Below are 15,987 nucleotides of genomic sequence, written 5' to 3' on the forward strand. Positions count from 1 at the left end.
TGGAGGACGCAAAAGCATGTCTGTCTGAAATTGGTCGGTTGAGTTCATCCGGGACAAGCGCCTTATTGGGGATCGAGAGATGTCGGCCCAGAACATGCGCGTAGCTTCAAAGGAGGCAGAGCCATCGGACGCACAGATTCTCATGAATTCTGAATCCCCGGTACCCTTCGAATCGATCTATGACGCCAGATAGCCTAAAATTGCTGATTGATGCGGGAGAGGCGGACCGCGTTGAGCGGACAAGATCAACGACGGACACGAACAAGTTTAGAGAGGCGATTTGTGCATTCTCCAATGACCTTCCTGGCTATGGCAAGCCGGGTTATCTGTTGATTGGCGTAGAGGATGCTGGAGCGCCATCCGGGTTGGCAGTCACCGATGGATTGCTGAAGCAGTTCGCCTCCTACAGAGATGACGGACAGATTCTGCCTCAACCTGTCGTGAATGTTTCGAGTTTGGCCCACCCAGAAGGAGGGGGAGAGGTCATCGTGGTAGAGGTGTTCCCGCATCCGCTGCCCCCGGTGAGGTTTAAGGGGCGCACTCACATTCGGGTCGGGCCCAGGAAGGGCACCGCAAGCGAGGCAGAGGAGCGAGTCCTCATGGAGCGCCGCAGTTCGAACTTTCCCACCTTTGATGTTACCCCATGCCCGGAAGGTCACATCGAGCGCTTTGACCTAGAGACGTTTCGCCAAGTTTACCGCCCCGCCGCAGTCGCCCCTGAGGTTATTGAAGAAAATCATCGCAGCCTTGAAGAACAACTCGCTGCGCTGAGGTTTTACAGTCTTAAGCGAACGTGCCCTACGAATGCAGGCATGCTGGTGTTTGCGATCGATCCTCTGGACCTGTTTCCTGGGGCAAAACTCCAGTTTGTGCAGTTCGACGGCCTGGATCTGGCGGATGAAGTGATTTCGGAGAAGGTATTTACCGGAAACCTGATCACCCTCCTTGCCGAACTGGACATCTTCCTGAAGGGTAGGTTCACCCAGAAGCCTGTCCCTATTTCGGACCTGCGCGAGCAACTGATATACGACTTCCCGCCGGAGGCTGTGCGTGAGTTGCTGATGAACGCGATCGCGCACCGCGACTATCAGTCCACAAGCCCCATTCGGCTCTACCAGTTTGCGGACAGGATTGAAATCCAGAACCCCGGTGGCCTCTATGGGGATGCTTCCCCTGAGAATTTCCCAAAAGTAAATGCGTACAGAAATCCAGTCATCACCGAGGCGATGCATGTGCTTGGATACGTGAATCGTTTCGGGCGCGGTATTGCCCGGGCCCGGCGAGCTCTGGTGGAGAATGGAAGCGCGGAACCTTCCTTCGACTTCGAATCCAGTCATTTTTTGGCCACTATTCCGAAGCACCCCTTGCGATGAGAACGCTCGCCTTCTTCAACAACAAGGGCGGGGTTGGAAAGACGACTCTCCTCTATCACCTCGCATGGATGTTTTCCGAGCTGGGCAGGCGAGTTGTGGTCGCCGACTTTGATCCTCAGGCCAACCTGACATCAATGTTTCTTCCTGAGTCGCAGTTGGAAAAACTTTGGGACCCCGACATCCTGACACTCCAGAGCATTATGGCTCCCCTGAGTCCTATCATCAGGGGCATTGGAGACATTGGTTCTCCTCCGATGATCGCCGTTTCGCCAATGATCAGATTGATTCCAGGGGACCTCAACCTTTCGAATTTCGAGGCAAATCTGTCGGAAGCGTGGGGAAAGTGTCTTGACGGGAGTGAACCCGCATTTCGAACCACCAGTAGTCTCCATCGACTTGTCCAGGCCGCCGCAGCTGACTTTGACTCCGATCTGGTTCTGATTGACGTTGGGCCCAACTTTGGGGCGATCAACCGTGCAGCGCTGATTTGTGCAGACGCAGTTGTGGTGCCACTGGCTCCCGATCTCTTTTCAATTCAAGGCCTGCGGAATCTGGGCCCCACGCTAAAAAAATGGCGTGGTGAATGGCAGAAACGTCTTGTTGAGAATCCGGCGCCGGAGCTTGCCCTGCCCAGCGCCGCGATGGTGCCCATTGGATACGTTGTCGTACAATTTGGGATTAGGGACAGTCGGCCTGTGGCCGCATACGACAAATGGGCAAGGCGGATACCAGCGACCTATTCTGAGAAAGTGGTGGGAAATGCACCTGTGTCCGTCACAACTGAGAGTGATCCCAACTGTCTCGGGTTGCTCAAACACTACCGTAGCCTTATGCCCATGGCAATGGAGGCGCACAAGCCCATCTTCAAACTAAGGCCAGCTGACGGGGCGATTGGTGCCCACTCTCAAGGTGTCCGAGACTGTGAACGCGATTTCAACCTTCTCGCGAAGCGAATCTTGGAAGCCTTGGGACTGAGCGACTGATCAGAGCTTGGGAGGCTACTTCTCTCGCAGCTATTCTCCCTACCGGTGTGAATCGACTTCTTTTAACATTTACAAAGGAGCGAAATCGGTGTTCCGCCACCGCAAACATTCAACGATGTGAGCAGGATGAATAGGGCTCTCATTGCTTGTTTAAAGTAATTTGCGACGATTTTTGACAACACCTGCTGACTCGCTCGGGGTTGCACCCGAATCACGAAATTGAGGTGGTGTCCGCTTGCGCATTGAAACGGCCATTTCAGAGCTGGTTCGTGTGCCTCGATCATTCGTACGCGCATTTCGCCATGGAAGCTCGTCGCAGATCCTCATATACGACACCCATCAATGTCGCCGCCGCCTCGCGGACTGCCAGCGGCGGGGTGTCGCAGTCAGCGTGTGCGTAAGGATGTCACCTTTCTGCTCCAAAACGCCATGGAATCATGGCAGGATGAATTTCGGCGCATTGCATGACTCAGAACGAGAACCCCCAATCAGCTTCCAAACCGCACGTGCCCGCTGATTTTTACACGACACGGTGGACGCGGGTGAACTTGGCCAAGGCGGACTCTGAAGATGGGCGGCGGGCGCTGGCGGATCTCTGTGATGCCTACTATGAGCCAGTGGTGGCGTACTTGGGCAGTGTGTTGCGTGATGCGGACACAGCGCGAGAGATGAGTCACGCTTTTTTTGCGGATGTGTTGGAGGGCGGGGCGATAGGCGCGGCAGATCCAGAGCGAGGGCGCTTTCGATTTTATCTGTTGGGGGCGGTGAAGCACTTTCTCTCGCATCATCGCGAGGCGGCGCTCCGGCAGAAGCGCGGAGGTGGGGTGGCAACGCTCTCACTGGATGCTGACCTGCCGGATACGCTGCCTTTGGAAGTGACCGCCAGTGACCGGTTGTCACCCGATGCGGTCTATGACCGACAGTGGGCCATCACGGTGCTGGCGAGAGCGATGGGTGCGCTCACGGCAGAATGCGAGGCGGGTGGGAAGGTGGCGTTGTTGGAGGCACTGCGCCCCTCGCTCCTGGGGGAGGCGGAGCATGGGGACCAAAGTGCGGCCGCTGCGGAGCTCGGCATGAGCGCGGCCGCGGTGAAAGTAGCGGTGCACCGGCTCAGGCAGCGGTTTCGCCAGTGTGTGAAGGAAGAGATCGCGGGGACCCTCTCCGATCCAGGAGCGGTGGAAGATGAAATGCGCTCCTTGTTCCTGGCACTGGGTGGATAAAAAAGAAAATGTGTGCAATGCGTGTAACCATTCCCCGGCAAAACGCCACGGTGAAGCATGAGCCCATCTTCTTCTGCCACGGAATCGACCTGTCCACGCTGTGGCGAAGCCCTGCCTGCTGACGCGGTGGGTGGGCTCTGCCCGCGCTGCCTCATGGCTGCGGCAATGCTGCCCACGCAGGTGGAAGATGATTTGGCGGCCGTGCCTCCTCCCAAGCCAGAAGATCTGGCTCCGCACTTCCCGCAATTGGAGATCATCGAGTGTCTGGGCCGGGGCGGCATGGGGGTGGTGTACAAGGCCCGCCAAAAGTCCCTGAATCGACTGGTGGCTCTGAAGTTGCTGGCTCCGGAGCGGGCGGGGGATGCACAGTTTTCCGCGCATTTTGAGAAAGAGGCCCGGGCACTGGCGGCGCTCAATCATCCGCACATCGTGGATGTCTATGACTTTGGCGAGAGCGGTGGGTACTACTACCTGCTCATGGAGTTTGTGGATGGGGTGAATCTGCGGCAGCTCTTGCAAACGAAGAGACTGACTCCCGAGGAAGCCCTGACCATCGTGCCGCCCGTGTGCGACGCCCTGCAATGCGCGCACGATCACCATATCGTGCACTGCGACATCAAGCCGGAGAACGTGCTGGTGAACAAGGCCGGGGTGGTGAAGATCGCGGACTTTGGCATTGCCAGAATCGTTGAACCCAAGACTGGGGTGTTTGAGGAGGCTTCTGGTTGCACGAGTCTGGCGGGCACGCCGGACTACGCAGCTCCGGAGCAGGCCACTGGAAGAGCCGATCACAGAGCCGACATCTACAGCCTGGGCGTGGTGCTTTACGAGATGCTCACAGGTGAGCGGCCCAAGGGAAAGATTGAAGCTCCCTCCCGGCATGTGCAGGTGGATATCCGCATTGATGAGATCGTGTTGCGGGCGCTGGAGAAACAGCCCGAACTGCGCTTCCCCACGGCTGGCGCGTTGCGGACGTCCATTGAGGCCGTGATTGCCTCGGCGGCACCCTCTGCTGGGGCAGCCAGGCCCGCGGTAGCGATATCGGCACCTGTATCACGCCGAAAGAGGAGGAAACTCGTGTTGGCGGTCGTTGTCGCCGGCCTTTTGATCGCGGGGGCGGGTGTTTACATCTATGACCTGACGGGCAGGCCGAAGCCCAAGCGGCCCGGGACGGATGTGGTGGACTTCGACTCTGGCAAGCTTACGGATTACTTCGCTGAGAACATCCTCTTTGGCCGGAGCGGTTATGCCAACACCATTCATGGCGTGGCGAAGACGCAGGGCTTGGTGCTGGCGCAGAACATGAGTACGGAGGGGACGCTGGTGTACAGCCGCAAATCGTATGATCTCACACGACTGTCGTTTCTGGAGGTGTCGTGTTGTTTCCAGCGCCAGGACATCGGTGCGGCGTCCAATGCGCTGGCGCTAGGGCTCATTGCGAGCAGCGAGGGGCACCTGAGCGGTGTGTCTGGAGCGCCCTTTGTGGCCCTCCGACTCACGCCAGAGGATGAGTCGCTGCAGTTTCAGTTCATGAGCAAGCCTGCGGAGACAAAGGCTCCGAGATCTTGGATCGGAAAGAACAAGTTTGAGACGGAAGTGGGTCAATGGTACCGGCTACAAGTCGTCTTCATCCGGATGGCCGCTGACCGGCTCCGGGTGAAAGGGGCGGTGTACGAAGTACGGCGCAACGGGGAGAATGGTGCCCGGGTTGGCGTGTTTCATGACCGCGATTTCATGGTGGCGGATTTCCATATGGGTGAGGTCATGGAAGGGCCGGTGTGGGTGGCTTTGCGGGCTTGCGGACCTGGAGGGGTGGCGCTGGTGGATGACTTTGAAATTCTGGCCCGCCCCCTGCCGACACCGTTGGCAGTGGCGGGACCGGAGGTGAATCAGGTGGTGCGTTGAAATAACTGTGCGAATTTGATGCCATGAAACACAGCGTCACGGAGCTGCCGTTCAACCGCTTCATGGGCATCGAGTCGTGCAGGGACGGGGAACTGTTGCTCCGACTTCCTGCGGGAGATCAATACCTCAATCACTTGGGGACGGTGCATGCGAGTGCTCTCCTCTCCCTTGCTGAGGCGGCGAGTGGGGAGTGCCTGTTGCAGCAGTTCGGCACGAGTGATGGCCTGGTGCCGGTCGTCCGCCGGTTGGAGGCGAAGTTCCGCAAGCCGGCGAATGGTGTGGTGGGTGCCAAGGCATCACTCAGTGAGGAGCAGGTGACGCAATTGAAGGGAAACCTGGCGGCAAAGGGACGGGCGATGGTGCTGGTGCAAGTAGAGCTGTATGACGCGACGGGCGAGCACGTGTTGAGCGCGACGGTAGAGTGGTTTGTTGTGGCGCGGGGTGGGCGGTGAGAGGCTCTTGGCGGCCAAAAGCAGGAATGGGCAAGAGGTAGTCGTCAGGGGCTGCATGCGCGGGGAGGTAAAATGCTCCCCCCCTGGGGGCGGGCTGCTTCCTGCATGGCGGTTGTCACGAGTCTGAATGTTGCTCTTGTCGCGGGGGGCGCAGATGATCCATTGCTTCCTGCAAATGAGTGCCAGCTTTGGTTAGTCCCAATTGGGTGCCGCGTTTCACCCATACGGAGCGCGCGGCGGATTCCACCTTCTTTTCTGCCTGAGCTATGGCCTGGCGGGCGGCTTTCAGTTTCCGACGCCCGTCCGCCTGTCGTTCTCTGAGGCCGTCACACTGACTTCGCAGCGCAGTTGCGACCCCCAGGGCCTCATCGAGTGACTTCTGTTTGGCGGAAGCGGTGGACTTCCATTCGTTCAACGTCTGGCCGGCCGCGCGGCTTAGCCGGGCGACGAGTGGGAAAATCAGATCACAGGGGAGGTGGGCTCCAACTGGAGCCTGAAGATGCTGGGGCATCCACTCCTTGGCCCGCCCCTGAAAATGCAGAGTGGCGTACCGGATGACCTCCCCGCTCCCAGGGCACAAACCGTAGGGTTGTCCTTGGCGGTATTCGATACGCTTGTGTCCATCAGCCAGTCTGGTTCTGGTCTCGATGTCATAGTTGAAATTTGAATCAAACTCAGGCTGTCCATGCTGGCCATAGCCAATCTTGAGTTGGGATGTGAAAGAGAAGGCAGCCAGATGATACATGTCGCCAATATTATAGATCCCGCCTTTGGCCCGGTGCCCGGCCACCCGGTTTTCAAAGAAAGCGATCCTGGCGGGGTCAGCATAGGTGGACTCCACGAATGAGCAGAACTCTTCCAGGGCGCGGAGATTGAAGTAAGAGCTGTGTCCAGAGGAGTCGGGGAAACTCAGGAGAGAGGGGCGGCTCAGAGTCAGGTCGCATTCCTCGAACTGCTGGCCAGCGGTTTCGACATCGTCATAGAGCAGCACATCGCTGTCGAGATGCAGGATGCGCTGAAGGGCGCGCTCCCGTACAAAATTGCGCATGATGAACCAGCGCTCGATGTTGAAACGGGTGTATTCGGGCTGGTTGACGCTGAAATGGACATAGTGGCGGCGGAAGCTCTCAGCTGCCGTGTGGTAGTTCTCCAAAGGAATCACTTCGACGCCGGGCGCTGCCAGGACGGTGCGTGCGGCAGCATCGGCCAGCACAAAGATCTCTGAATGAGGGTTCCACAGCCGGGCTTGAAGCAAGGCGAGCTGGAGGTCCAGGCATTCCTGCGCCTTTCCCCAGTGGAGAAAGATGATGGCCGTTCTCATGGCTCGCCTTGGATCACCGGAAGGCTGCCGCCCCAGAACAGCTTCCTATCGGCTGGAGCATGGTGCAACAAGCGCTGGTCCGGGGGACGCGTTCCTCGGGATTTTCTCCATGGCGGCATGAATCCGAGACGGAGTGAAGCCGGGTGGATCTGGCTGCTTACGGCCGAGGCAAAACTGATGAAAGCGGGCAAGTGCACGGGGTGCTAAATGCACCGAGAGACAACCAATTGCAACGGTAGATGTTCCGGCAGGGGAGACAAAAAAGGGAGCCAATTTTGATTGGCTCCTGAGGTAGGGTTCGAACCTACGACCTAGTGGTTAACAGCCACCCGCTCTACCGCTGAGCTACTCAGGAATTCCGTGAGGGCCGTTATCTTACCCAGCCTCTGATCTTTGCAACTGAATTTGCAAAGTTCCTGCCGCTTTTTTCGATTTTTTTTGGGCTTGTCGTAAAGTTCCCCGGTGTCGGATCATGGATGTTCGACTTTTTGCCACATGAATCTCATTATGAAGACGTCACTCCTGTCTCAAGCTCGTCTCGGCAATGCCGGTGGGGGCAGGGGATGGGTGGGGCTGATTGCGCTGCTGATCGTCGGTCTGGGGATGGCCGCACCGGGATCCGCGTGGGCCTTGGGACTGCTGGTGCTGAAGGGGGCGAATGCCAGCCCGGAGTTTGCCAAGGTGGTGACGTTTTCCCGCTGTGAGGAATTCGCGGTGAACTACAAGGTCCAGGTGACGGGCGGCGGGGAGAAAGTGTATTTGATCAGTGAGGTCTTCGGGATGGTGGAGTACGATCCCGTGCTGCTGGCGGTGGATCTGGTGGATCTACAGGACTATGCGCCTCTGTTGGAGGTGGTGGATCGGACACGGAGGCTGGAGGCTCGGTACCCGGCGGTGCGGCAGGAGTCGCCTCGCTTCTTGAAGCCCATCCTTGAGGTGATGCTGCTCCGCGATCAGGGCTTGGTGCAATATGAAGGGCGCTGGATGACGCGGGCCTCCTACGACCGGGTCAAAGAAGAGCAGCGGCAAAAGGTAAAGGACACCCGTGCCATGACAGAAGCGCTGGAACGGACCCGCAAGCTGGAGATACAGCGCCAGGAGGAGGAGGCCAAGGCCATGTTGAAAGCCGCGGCGAACCGCGTGAAGGCGGAGGAACAGGCGCGGATGGAGGAGGAAGAGCGGCGTCGGGCTGCCCAGAGAAAGATGGAGGAAGAGCAGGAGAAAGAAGCCCGGCTTCTGGCGGAAAAGCGGGCGCAAGAGGAAAAAGAACAGTCGCGACTGCGTGTGAACTGGAACCGTCTGGGTGGTGGCCCGACGGCGGCGCTGTTGAAGGCGGAATGGGAAACGCTTCAGAACTGGCATCGGGCAGGGCGGGAGACATTTCCGGGCATGGAACTACCCGGTGCTGCAGAGGCTCTGCTGATGCAGCAGCACTTTGCCAAGGGGGGGACGGATTTGCCGGCGGCGATGGGGAGCACTCAACCTGCCACCTGGGTGGAGTCTGCGGATGGGCGCAGTCTGATGATTCGCGTGGTTCGGACGGCGGAGGCGGGAGCCTCTGCGTCAGGCGTGCCTCGCTCGGGGCTGCTCATGGCATTCCAGGTGCCTACGGATGCGAAAGGTGGACCGGTGGCAGGGGAGGAACTGCGAGGTCTGACCACTGTGGTGGGAGACGTGAGTCGCGAGCTGCAACGGGCCCTTCCGCGCGCCATGACGGTGGCGCTCACCTCACTGCCAGAGGCAGGAGCGCTTTCCCTGCGGGTGCCTTTGGGAGTGGGAGAGCCTTCTGGCTACCTCACTGTGAGTCGTCCCCTTTTGGGGGAGGATGGGAGCTATCATCTGATCTTGCTGGTGGCATTGGGGCTGACGGATGGCCGGGCTGCTGCGCCGGTGGATTCCGTGCTGAGATGAGTGTGGCTGAGTTGATGAAAGTCTTTCCAACCATTGTAATACCTTAGACTCGGGTCTGAAAGTTCCATGGAATCCCCATTGCCACCGCCTACCCCGCAGCCCGCACCGCCGCCTGTGCCTTCTTCCGCTGTGCCGATGCCTGCCGCTCCAACGTTGCCGCCTCGGTCAGCCACCCCAGGCATGCCGGGAGTTTCCGGGGTGTCGGTCCGCTTGACCCAATCCGGGGCCGGACACGGGCAAGTTCTGCTTCCGGCCAAGCAGAAAGGGCGGGGTGGTTGGTCGCTGGGCATCGTGGCAGGGGTCGTGCTGGTGCTTGCAGCGGGGGGGGCCTGGGATGCCGCCCGGTCAGGGCCGGTCTGGCACGCCTTGAGGAAGGTGGCAGGTCTCTTGGAGGCTCCTCATCCGACGGGACGTTGGTACGAGTTCGGCCACCGATTGGGGCGCACTCATGCGGGGGTGTGTGCGGCGTTTGAGACTGCGCCCGTGGCCACCGCCGCAGATCTGGTGTATGCGCTGAAGTCCTTGGGGGTTGAGAACCCGCCCCGGGAGGTTTTTGAGATGTGTCTGCGGGGCTACGAGGACGGCGTGGCGGGGCGGGAACGACGCTACAGGGCTGATGGTAAAGGGTCGGACGGGTTCCCGCCAGCGTTGGAAAACTTGTGAGGCAGGCGGGGAGAGGAGGCCGCCTGGATGGGCAACTCCGGGCCGCTGCAACCATTGCGGGCTTTACTTTTCCCCCATTTGGCCGCAAGGTTCCGGCCCGCTATGAGCCGACAAGACAACCTTGAGACTTTCTTCCGTGACGGAAAGACCGTCATTCTGCCGATCGACCACGGAGTGGCGATCCCTGTCCCCGGTCTGGAGAATCCGTTCCAACTGATCGAGGATGTGAATCCCTATGTGGATGGGTATGTCTTGAATCTCGGCCTGGCCCTGCGCACGGGCGACATGCTCACGGGCAAGGGCATCTGTCTGCGCACCGATGTGTACAACGTGCGGACCACGGGCAAGGGCGCTGGCAGCATCAACATCTACGGCCTCGGCGAGGCGGAGATGGTGGGGGCCACCGGCGTGATGAACATGCTCTTCCCCTTCAGCGAGAATGAAGAACTGATCACCCAGAACTGTGCCGATCTCATCAGCGAGAGCCTGGACGTGGACATCCCCGTCATTCTTGAGACGCTGCCCTACGGACTGGGCCAGAAGGACAAGTACACCGTGGAAAACATCGGATTCGCCGTGCGTTTGGCCGCCGAGATGGGGGCTGATGTGGTGAAGACTGCGTACCCCACCAACGGTACGGTGGAGGACTTCAAGCGCATCGTAGAGTCCTGCTACGCTCCGGTCATCGTGCTGGGCGGCGCGGCTGACGGCAATGATCTGGACCTGCTCTCCATGGTGCATGATGCCATGAAGGCCGGTGCCGCTGGCATTGCGATTGGACGCAACGTGTGGCAGCACCGCAGCCCTGCGGCCATCGCCCGCAGCCTCGCTGCCATTGTGCATGAGGGGGCCAAGGTGGACCAGGCGCTCACGCTCCTGAAGGAGCCCGTTTGAAGGGACTGGAGCTGGCGGCGTTGAGGTGAGTGTATCTGACCGGGTGGATCGCCTCCACACCGGCCCCTTGGGCCGAGACTCCGTCGAGTGACCCCGACTGCGAGAGCGAGCAAAAAGATCTGCGAAGAAGACGGGCCGAAGCCCGTCTTTTTTTGTGTCAAAAATGCACCTCTCGCTTGACTCTGAAGACGGCTCGGCTAAGAATCTCTTCCCGGGCTTAACCGCCTGAGCTGAGCATTATTGGAGAGATGGCTGAGTGGTCGAAAGCACATCTTTGCTAAAGATGCGTAGCCTTTAACAGCTACCGAGGGTTCGAATCCCTCTCTCTCCGCCAGCTGCTTCATCGGAAAAACTGTCAATGCATTCGGCCTCAATGCCACGCCACATGAGCTGCAAAATGATGTCGATTGTGTAGCACAGGAGCTTTGCCGAAGGCCAGAAGTATGACCACCCACCGAACAGAGACCGGGCGGGTGTTTCACTCCAAGCGCCACTCGGTTCCGTCGAACACTAGAGAGCATCTGTGCTGGTACGACGTGTGGGCGACCATTGAACCAAAGCACACGTCCCAAGAGACCCTTGCCATTGCCTGGAGCCGGTCTTTCGGATCACTGTGGGATGGGACAAGTCCGTTCATCAACATCAAGGACAGATATTCAAACTTTGAGAACCTGAGGAAGAATTGGATTTTGTTTTGTCGAGTTCCACACATGATGAATACATGACTTCTCAATCCAAGCCGCACGTGCTGCTTTCCGGCTGGCAAAAGGATCTATTCGGCAGTGAACACTGAGGCTGGCTGGTGACTGACCAGGCATTCACCGCAGACGGTATTGGGGGGGGGCGGCTGGGGGCGGGAGGGCGGCTGATCTTCCTCGAAGAGGATGTGGCTAAAAGCCCGATGTTGACGACCTTCCAGCGAATCTACGTTGGGTGGAGGAGTGATTGTTTCCTACTCCGAAGGGGTTGTGGCGGTCTAGTCCTTGCGACGCTCAAGGATTCTTGGCAGGCACGGACTTCTGATTCTGCTGAGTAGTTGGAACGAACCTGTGGGAGCTGCCCAACGGGTGGTCGCCTTGGCTGGGCGGCATTGGCGGTATTGGTGGCAGAGGAGGGATGGAGGTGGCCGAGGGAGATGCAAGATGCGTCTGCCTACCGAATCTTGATGATCACTTTTCCTTTCGCCCGTCCTGTTTCGACATACGCCATGGCTTCGTTTGTGGATTCGAACGGGAAAACTCGATCGACGACGGGACGAATTTTTCCGGCTTCGATCAGCGAAGTGATCTGGCTCAACTGCGCACCGTTCGCACGCATGAACAGGAATGAATAGCTGATCTGCCGGGATTGCGCCTTCCTCCGGATTCCGAAGCTCAGAAGGCTTACAATCTTCTGCATGATCCAGTTCAATCCTTGCTCCCTCGCGAGGTCCGGATCCGGCGGACCCGAGATCGAGATTAGCTTGCCGCCGGGCTTCAGCACTGCGAGGGATTTCTCCAGCGTGTCCTTTCCGAGGCTGTTCAGCACGACGTCATAACCTTGCAGCACTTTCTCAAAGTCGTCATTCTTGTAGTCGACGACGACGTCTGCGCCGAGGCTTTTCACAAGATCGACATTTGCCGTGCTGGTGGTGGTGGCAACATGGGCACCGAGATGCCTGGCAAGCTGGATGGCGATCGTGCCCACGCCGCCTGAACCTGCATGGATCAGGACTTTCTGCCCCTTTTGCAAGTTGGCCCGCTCGACAAGCACCTGCCAGGCGGTCAGGGCGACAAGCGGAAGGGATGCGGCTTCCTCCATGGTGAGATTGGCGGGCTTCATCGCGACATCGGCCTCGTCCATGGCGATGTACTCTGCAAATGTCCCGATGCGATCCTGGGCCGGACGTGCGTAGACCTCGTCGCCGAGCTTGAATCGGCGAACATTGGACCCCACCCGCACCACGACGCCCGCGACATCGTTGCCCAGCACCAAGGGAAGACGATACGGCAGGATTAGCTTGAGCTCCCCGCTTCTGATCTTGTGGTCCAGGAGATTGACCCCGGCGGCATGAATCTCAACCATGACGTCGTTGTCCCGCAACTCCGGCGTTGGACTTTCGCCGGGTCTCAGAGCGCCGTGTTTCGCGTAGTGATCGATCAGGAATGATTTCATAGAACTAGCTTTCGTAGTTATGCTGGTGGTAGAATCTCATCCGGGAAGTCTGTTGAATTTGCGAAGGTTCCTGTCGACGAGGGTCTCGGGCAGGAAGCGGCGCATGAAACGGACTTGTCCGGCAGACTTTCCGGCCGTGTAACGCCTTTTGGGCGTGGCCACATTTGCGGCTCTTACGACGGCTTCGGCGACCACTTCGGGCGCGTCGCCCTTTGCGACGATTTCCCGCATCAATTTCTCCGCGTCCGCGCGGACGGCATCGTAGAGGGGAAGCGGTCGGTCCGGTCGGGTGATGTTCTCTTCGAAGGACGTGCGGGTGACCCCGGGCTCGACAAGCACGATGCGGATGCCTTGCGTCCGCACCTCGTGGTCGAGCGATTCCGAGTACCCCTCGATGGCGTGTTTGGTCGATGCGTAGAGGGCGTTGTAGGGAGCGGGGATTAGCCCGAGGATGGAGCTGAGATTGATGATGCGGCCTCCACGCTGCTGTCTCATCACTGGCAGGACCGCATGGGTCATCCGCATGGTGCCGAACACGTTCACCTCAAACAGGGCCTTTGCCTGTGCCGTGGTGGATTCCTCAGCGCCGCCAAGCAGGCCGATTCCGGCATTGTTGACGAGAAGATCGATCCGGCCTTCCCGGGTTAGCACCTCGCCGACCACGCTCTGCACGGATGTCTCGTCAACGACGTCGCAAACCAGCATCGTGATCCCATCGACGGGATGGGCGGCCGGCTTGCGACTGGTTCCAAAGACACGGTAGCCATCGCGACTCAGGGCCTGTGCCGTCACCAGCCCGATGCCTGAGGATGCCCCCGTGACCAGGGCGACACGGCGACGGCTGTCAGCCACCGGCTCCTGCTCTCTTTTTGTTGTTGCTGCATTCATAAAGGCGAGGTTAGTATTAAATCAGTAGTGAGTCAATACTAAAACGATAGTGACATGAAGAAGGTTTCGAACCAACCCTGCCTGATCGCCCGGAGCCTTGCCCTTGTGGGGGACGCCTGGAGCATGCTGATCATGCGCGACGCCCACGCCGGGCTGACCCGCTTCGATGATTTCCGGAAAAGTCTCGGAATTGCGCCGACGATTCTGACGGGGCGACTGGCAACTCTGATCGACGAGGGGCTGCTGGAGAAGCGCCGCTACTCTGAACGTCCGCCACGGGATGAGTATCTGCTCACGGAAGCCGGTCGGGACTTTCTGCCGGTACTGTTTGCGATCGGTGCATGGGGGCGCAAGCATCGCGGTGGGGGCAAGGTGACCCGGTTCTACGACGTTGAGACCGGATCGGAGATCGATCCCGTGATCATTGATCGCGGTACCGGCGCGCCGATTGGAACGCGTCCCATTCGTGTTGCTGCACCGGAATAAGCCAAGGTGCCGCACGGCTATTGAATCGCCATCCTTTTCGTAACTCCGGGTTGCTATCGCGTGTGTGGGAGATGGAGCATAGTCCAGCTGTCCCCAAACGGCAAGGGAGCGGAGTGGTGGGTATTTCAAATAACCGTCACGAAGTCATTTTTGTTTGCCTCGCTCTAGGCGCAGACGAGATCTGATTCGCAGATGTCAAATAGCGGGTCACCTCTCGGACTCGCCTCCCATCAGCAACTCGGCATAGCGGGTCAGCATCTTTGTGAGTCGCTCCATCTCGCGTTCGCTCATCAACGAGGGCGCCACGGCTTCCACTTCGAGAATGGCGGTGTGGGCTTCCGTCAAAGCCTTTCTTCCCGAGGCAGTGATTTCGCTGCGGAGAATACGGCCATGGTTGGGATCGGGTGATCTCGTGATAAAGCCCTCGCGCTCCATGTTGACGAGGATGCCTTGCATGCTCTGAGGGGTGACAAATGCTGCTCGGGCCAGTGCGGCATTGGACAGGCCGGGTTCCTGCTCCAGTGCGGAGAGCACTGCGCACTGGGGGGCGGTGAGGTTGAGGGGGCGTAGCGCTTCGTCCAGCCGCGTGCGCAAGGCATGCTGGGCTAGATTGAGCGCTCCTCCAAAGCGACGAGCGAGCGGAACTGCGAAGTTTGATCTCGACATATCAGGGGCCTGATACTACTGCGTTGTCGCAGTAGTCCAACACCCAAATGGTCCAACATGTCTGGCACCCGCTCACGACAGGATTCTTCGCGTTCATTGAACGATGAGAAACTCGAACGCTTCATTCAAGATGGGTTCGTGAAAATCGAAAACGCTTTTCCGAGGCACCTTGCGGAGGAGGCTCGTGAGATTCTCTGGCAGGACTTGCGAAAGCAGGGAGGTTGCGATCCTGATGATCGGGCCTCTTGGATTCGCCCGGTGATCCGGCTGGGCATGTACAGTCAGCGGCCCTTCATCGCTGCTGCCAACACGCCGGTTCTCCATGCAGCCTTTGATCAATTGGTCGGGGTGGGCTCATGGGAGGCCTGTAGAAGCATGGGTACCTTCCCGGTCCGGTTTCCCTCGGCCGATGATCCTGGGGACGTGGGCTGGCATGTGGACGTGAGCTTTGACTGCCACCTGCCGAACTTCCTGGATTGGCGGGCGAACATTTACTCCAAAGGAAGAGCCTTGCTGATGCTGTTCTTGTTCTCCGACGTCGGGGAGAATGATGCACCCACTCGTATTCGTGCTGGCTCGCACCTGGATGTCGCAAGAGTGCTGGCGCCGGCGGGTGAGGCAGGATTGACTTTGGGCGAGTTGGTTCCGCATTTTGCGAAGAGCAAGCGGCGTCCCGAGGTTCTGGCGACGGGATCTGCGGGTACAGTCTATCTTTGCCATCCATTTCTGGTGCACTCCGCACAGCTGCATTCGGGCAGTGAACCGCGATTTATGGCGCAACCGCCGTTGCTTCCTCGCTGTGAGCGACCGATTGGTTTGGGTGGTGACCCGGTGACTCCCATCGAGCAAGCGGTGAGGTTGGCGCTTGGGTGACATCCGTTGGGCCGGACCTTAGGCGGTGGCGGTGGCGGTGGATTGGTGTTGGATCGTGAACCCGGCTGGAGAAAGCGGTGTCGAGCCACCGGCACTCCAAGACGCTGTCGCGAGATCAGTGGATGCTGGTGGTAGTGGCGTCTGTGGGAATCGCGGGGCGGGGAATTCTTCCTGATGTAACCATAAATGGAGGTCTGG

The 15,987-nt window shown here is 59.0% G+C and carries 14 protein-coding genes, 2 tRNA genes and 1 pseudogene; 12 read left to right on the plus strand and 5 right to left on the minus strand.

The annotated features are described in order from the left end of the window. Positions 1–179: 179 nt before the first annotated feature. The 6 genes and pseudogenes from VSP_RS43835 to VSP_RS10200 all read left to right on the plus strand — a co-directional run. Positions 180–557 (plus strand): annotated as a pseudogene (locus VSP_RS43835) (AlbA family DNA-binding domain-containing protein); the annotation flags it as partial. Positions 558–599: 42 nt separating this feature from the next. Then, a complete protein-coding gene (locus VSP_RS43355; RefSeq protein WP_232289560.1) occupies positions 600–1,373 on the plus strand; it encodes an ATP-binding protein in 774 nt (257 codons plus the stop codon). Further along, positions 1,370–2,356 (plus strand): ParA family protein, encoded by a 987-nt coding sequence (locus VSP_RS10185; RefSeq protein ID WP_009960431.1) that lies wholly within the window; start codon positions 1,370–1,372, stop codon positions 2,354–2,356. The genes VSP_RS43355 and VSP_RS10185 overlap by 4 nt, the downstream gene beginning before the upstream one ends. Before the next feature lie 506 nt (positions 2,357–2,862). After that, on the plus strand, positions 2,863–3,576 hold the full coding sequence (locus VSP_RS10190; RefSeq protein WP_232289561.1) for an RNA polymerase sigma factor: 714 nt from the start codon (positions 2,863–2,865) through the stop codon (positions 3,574–3,576). A 57-nt stretch (positions 3,577–3,633) separates the two neighbouring features. Then, positions 3,634–5,481 (plus strand): serine/threonine-protein kinase, encoded by a 1,848-nt coding sequence (locus tag VSP_RS39210; protein ID WP_081452480.1) that lies wholly within the window; start codon positions 3,634–3,636, stop codon positions 5,479–5,481. 23 nt (positions 5,482–5,504) lie between these two features. Further along, a complete protein-coding gene (locus tag VSP_RS10200) occupies positions 5,505–5,933 on the plus strand; it encodes a PaaI family thioesterase (RefSeq protein WP_009960435.1) in 429 nt (142 codons plus the stop codon). 115 nt (positions 5,934–6,048) lie between these two features. On the opposite strand, the gene VSP_RS39215 is transcribed toward VSP_RS10200, so the two are convergent. After that, on the minus strand, positions 6,049–7,254 hold the full coding sequence (locus tag VSP_RS39215; RefSeq protein WP_009960436.1) for a hypothetical protein: 1,206 nt from the start codon (positions 7,252–7,254) through the stop codon (positions 6,049–6,051). A gap of 280 nt (positions 7,255–7,534) precedes the next feature. Continuing rightward, positions 7,535–7,609: transfer RNA gene (locus VSP_RS10210), tRNA-Asn, on the minus strand. A 152-nt stretch (positions 7,610–7,761) separates the two neighbouring features. Between VSP_RS10210 and VSP_RS10215 the strand changes: the two genes are divergently transcribed. From VSP_RS10215 to VSP_RS10230, 4 genes are all read left to right on the plus strand, one after another. Further along, positions 7,762–9,165, plus strand: a complete 1,404-nt coding sequence (locus tag VSP_RS10215) for a hypothetical protein (protein ID WP_172682956.1) — start codon at positions 7,762–7,764, stop codon at positions 9,163–9,165. Positions 9,166–9,300: 135 nt separating this feature from the next. Continuing rightward, on the plus strand, positions 9,301–9,828 hold the full coding sequence (locus tag VSP_RS10220; protein ID WP_198141357.1) for a hypothetical protein: 528 nt from the start codon (positions 9,301–9,303) through the stop codon (positions 9,826–9,828). Between the two features lie 102 nt (positions 9,829–9,930). After that, positions 9,931–10,722, plus strand: coding sequence for a class I fructose-bisphosphate aldolase (locus VSP_RS10225; protein WP_009960440.1), 792 nt, complete (start codon positions 9,931–9,933; stop codon positions 10,720–10,722). A gap of 242 nt (positions 10,723–10,964) precedes the next feature. Further along, positions 10,965–11,056: transfer RNA gene (locus VSP_RS10230), tRNA-Ser, on the plus strand. Positions 11,057–11,874: 818 nt separating this feature from the next. Here VSP_RS10230 and VSP_RS10240 read toward each other — a convergent pair. Together VSP_RS10240 and VSP_RS10245 are read right to left on the minus strand one after the other, a co-directional pair. Beyond that, positions 11,875–12,876 carry an NADP-dependent oxidoreductase gene (locus VSP_RS10240; RefSeq protein ID WP_009960443.1) on the minus strand — a complete coding sequence of 334 codons (1,002 nt, stop codon included), beginning with the start codon at positions 12,874–12,876 and terminating at the stop codon, positions 11,875–11,877. Between the two features lie 36 nt (positions 12,877–12,912). Further along, on the minus strand, positions 12,913–13,764 hold the full coding sequence (locus VSP_RS10245; protein ID WP_009960444.1) for an oxidoreductase: 852 nt from the start codon (positions 13,762–13,764) through the stop codon (positions 12,913–12,915). A 54-nt stretch (positions 13,765–13,818) separates the two neighbouring features. Between VSP_RS10245 and VSP_RS10250 the strand changes: the two genes are divergently transcribed. Further along, a complete protein-coding gene (locus tag VSP_RS10250; RefSeq protein ID WP_009960445.1) occupies positions 13,819–14,250 on the plus strand; it encodes a winged helix-turn-helix transcriptional regulator in 432 nt (143 codons plus the stop codon). Between the two features lie 207 nt (positions 14,251–14,457). On the opposite strand, the gene VSP_RS10255 is transcribed toward VSP_RS10250, so the two are convergent. Next, positions 14,458–14,916 (minus strand): MarR family winged helix-turn-helix transcriptional regulator, encoded by a 459-nt coding sequence (locus VSP_RS10255; protein WP_009960446.1) that lies wholly within the window; start codon positions 14,914–14,916, stop codon positions 14,458–14,460. A 57-nt stretch (positions 14,917–14,973) separates the two neighbouring features. On the opposite strand from VSP_RS10255, the gene VSP_RS10260 reads away from it, so the two are divergent. Next, entirely contained in the window at positions 14,974–15,789 is an 816-nt protein-coding gene (locus VSP_RS10260) for a phytanoyl-CoA dioxygenase family protein (protein ID WP_044133496.1), read from the plus strand. The last annotated feature ends 198 nt before the right edge of the window (positions 15,790–15,987 follow it).

Origin of the sequence: Verrucomicrobium spinosum DSM 4136 = JCM 18804 (genome assembly GCF_000172155.1) — a bacterium.
Lineage (GTDB): Bacteria > Verrucomicrobiota > Verrucomicrobiia > Verrucomicrobiales > Verrucomicrobiaceae > Verrucomicrobium > Verrucomicrobium spinosum.

Excerpts from the sequence above, each read along its gene's own strand:
- VSP_RS43355 (WP_232289560.1), top strand. The coding sequence starts at position 600 with ATGGAGCGCCGCAGTTCGAACTTTCCCACCTTTGATGTTACCCCATGC.
- VSP_RS10185 (WP_009960431.1), top strand. The coding sequence starts at position 1,370 with ATGAGAACGCTCGCCTTCTTCAACAACAAGGGCGGGGTTGGAAAGACG.
- VSP_RS39210 (WP_081452480.1), top strand. The coding sequence starts at position 3,634 with ATGAGCCCATCTTCTTCTGCCACGGAATCGACCTGTCCACGCTGTGGC.
- VSP_RS10200 (WP_009960435.1), top strand. The coding sequence starts at position 5,505 with ATGAAACACAGCGTCACGGAGCTGCCGTTCAACCGCTTCATGGGCATC.
- VSP_RS39215 (WP_009960436.1), bottom strand. The coding sequence starts at position 7,254 with ATGAGAACGGCCATCATCTTTCTCCACTGGGGAAAGGCGCAGGAATGC.
- VSP_RS10215 (WP_172682956.1), top strand. The coding sequence starts at position 7,762 with ATGAAGACGTCACTCCTGTCTCAAGCTCGTCTCGGCAATGCCGGTGGG.
- VSP_RS10220 (WP_198141357.1), top strand. The coding sequence starts at position 9,301 with ATGCCTGCCGCTCCAACGTTGCCGCCTCGGTCAGCCACCCCAGGCATG.
- VSP_RS10225 (WP_009960440.1), top strand. The coding sequence starts at position 9,931 with ATGAGCCGACAAGACAACCTTGAGACTTTCTTCCGTGACGGAAAGACC.
- VSP_RS10240 (WP_009960443.1), bottom strand. The coding sequence starts at position 12,876 with ATGAAATCATTCCTGATCGATCACTACGCGAAACACGGCGCTCTGAGA.
- VSP_RS10245 (WP_009960444.1), bottom strand. The coding sequence starts at position 13,764 with ATGAATGCAGCAACAACAAAAAGAGAGCAGGAGCCGGTGGCTGACAGC.
- VSP_RS10250 (WP_009960445.1), top strand. The coding sequence starts at position 13,819 with ATGAAGAAGGTTTCGAACCAACCCTGCCTGATCGCCCGGAGCCTTGCC.
- VSP_RS10255 (WP_009960446.1), bottom strand. The coding sequence starts at position 14,916 with ATGTCGAGATCAAACTTCGCAGTTCCGCTCGCTCGTCGCTTTGGAGGA.
- VSP_RS10260 (WP_044133496.1), top strand. The coding sequence starts at position 14,974 with ATGTCTGGCACCCGCTCACGACAGGATTCTTCGCGTTCATTGAACGAT.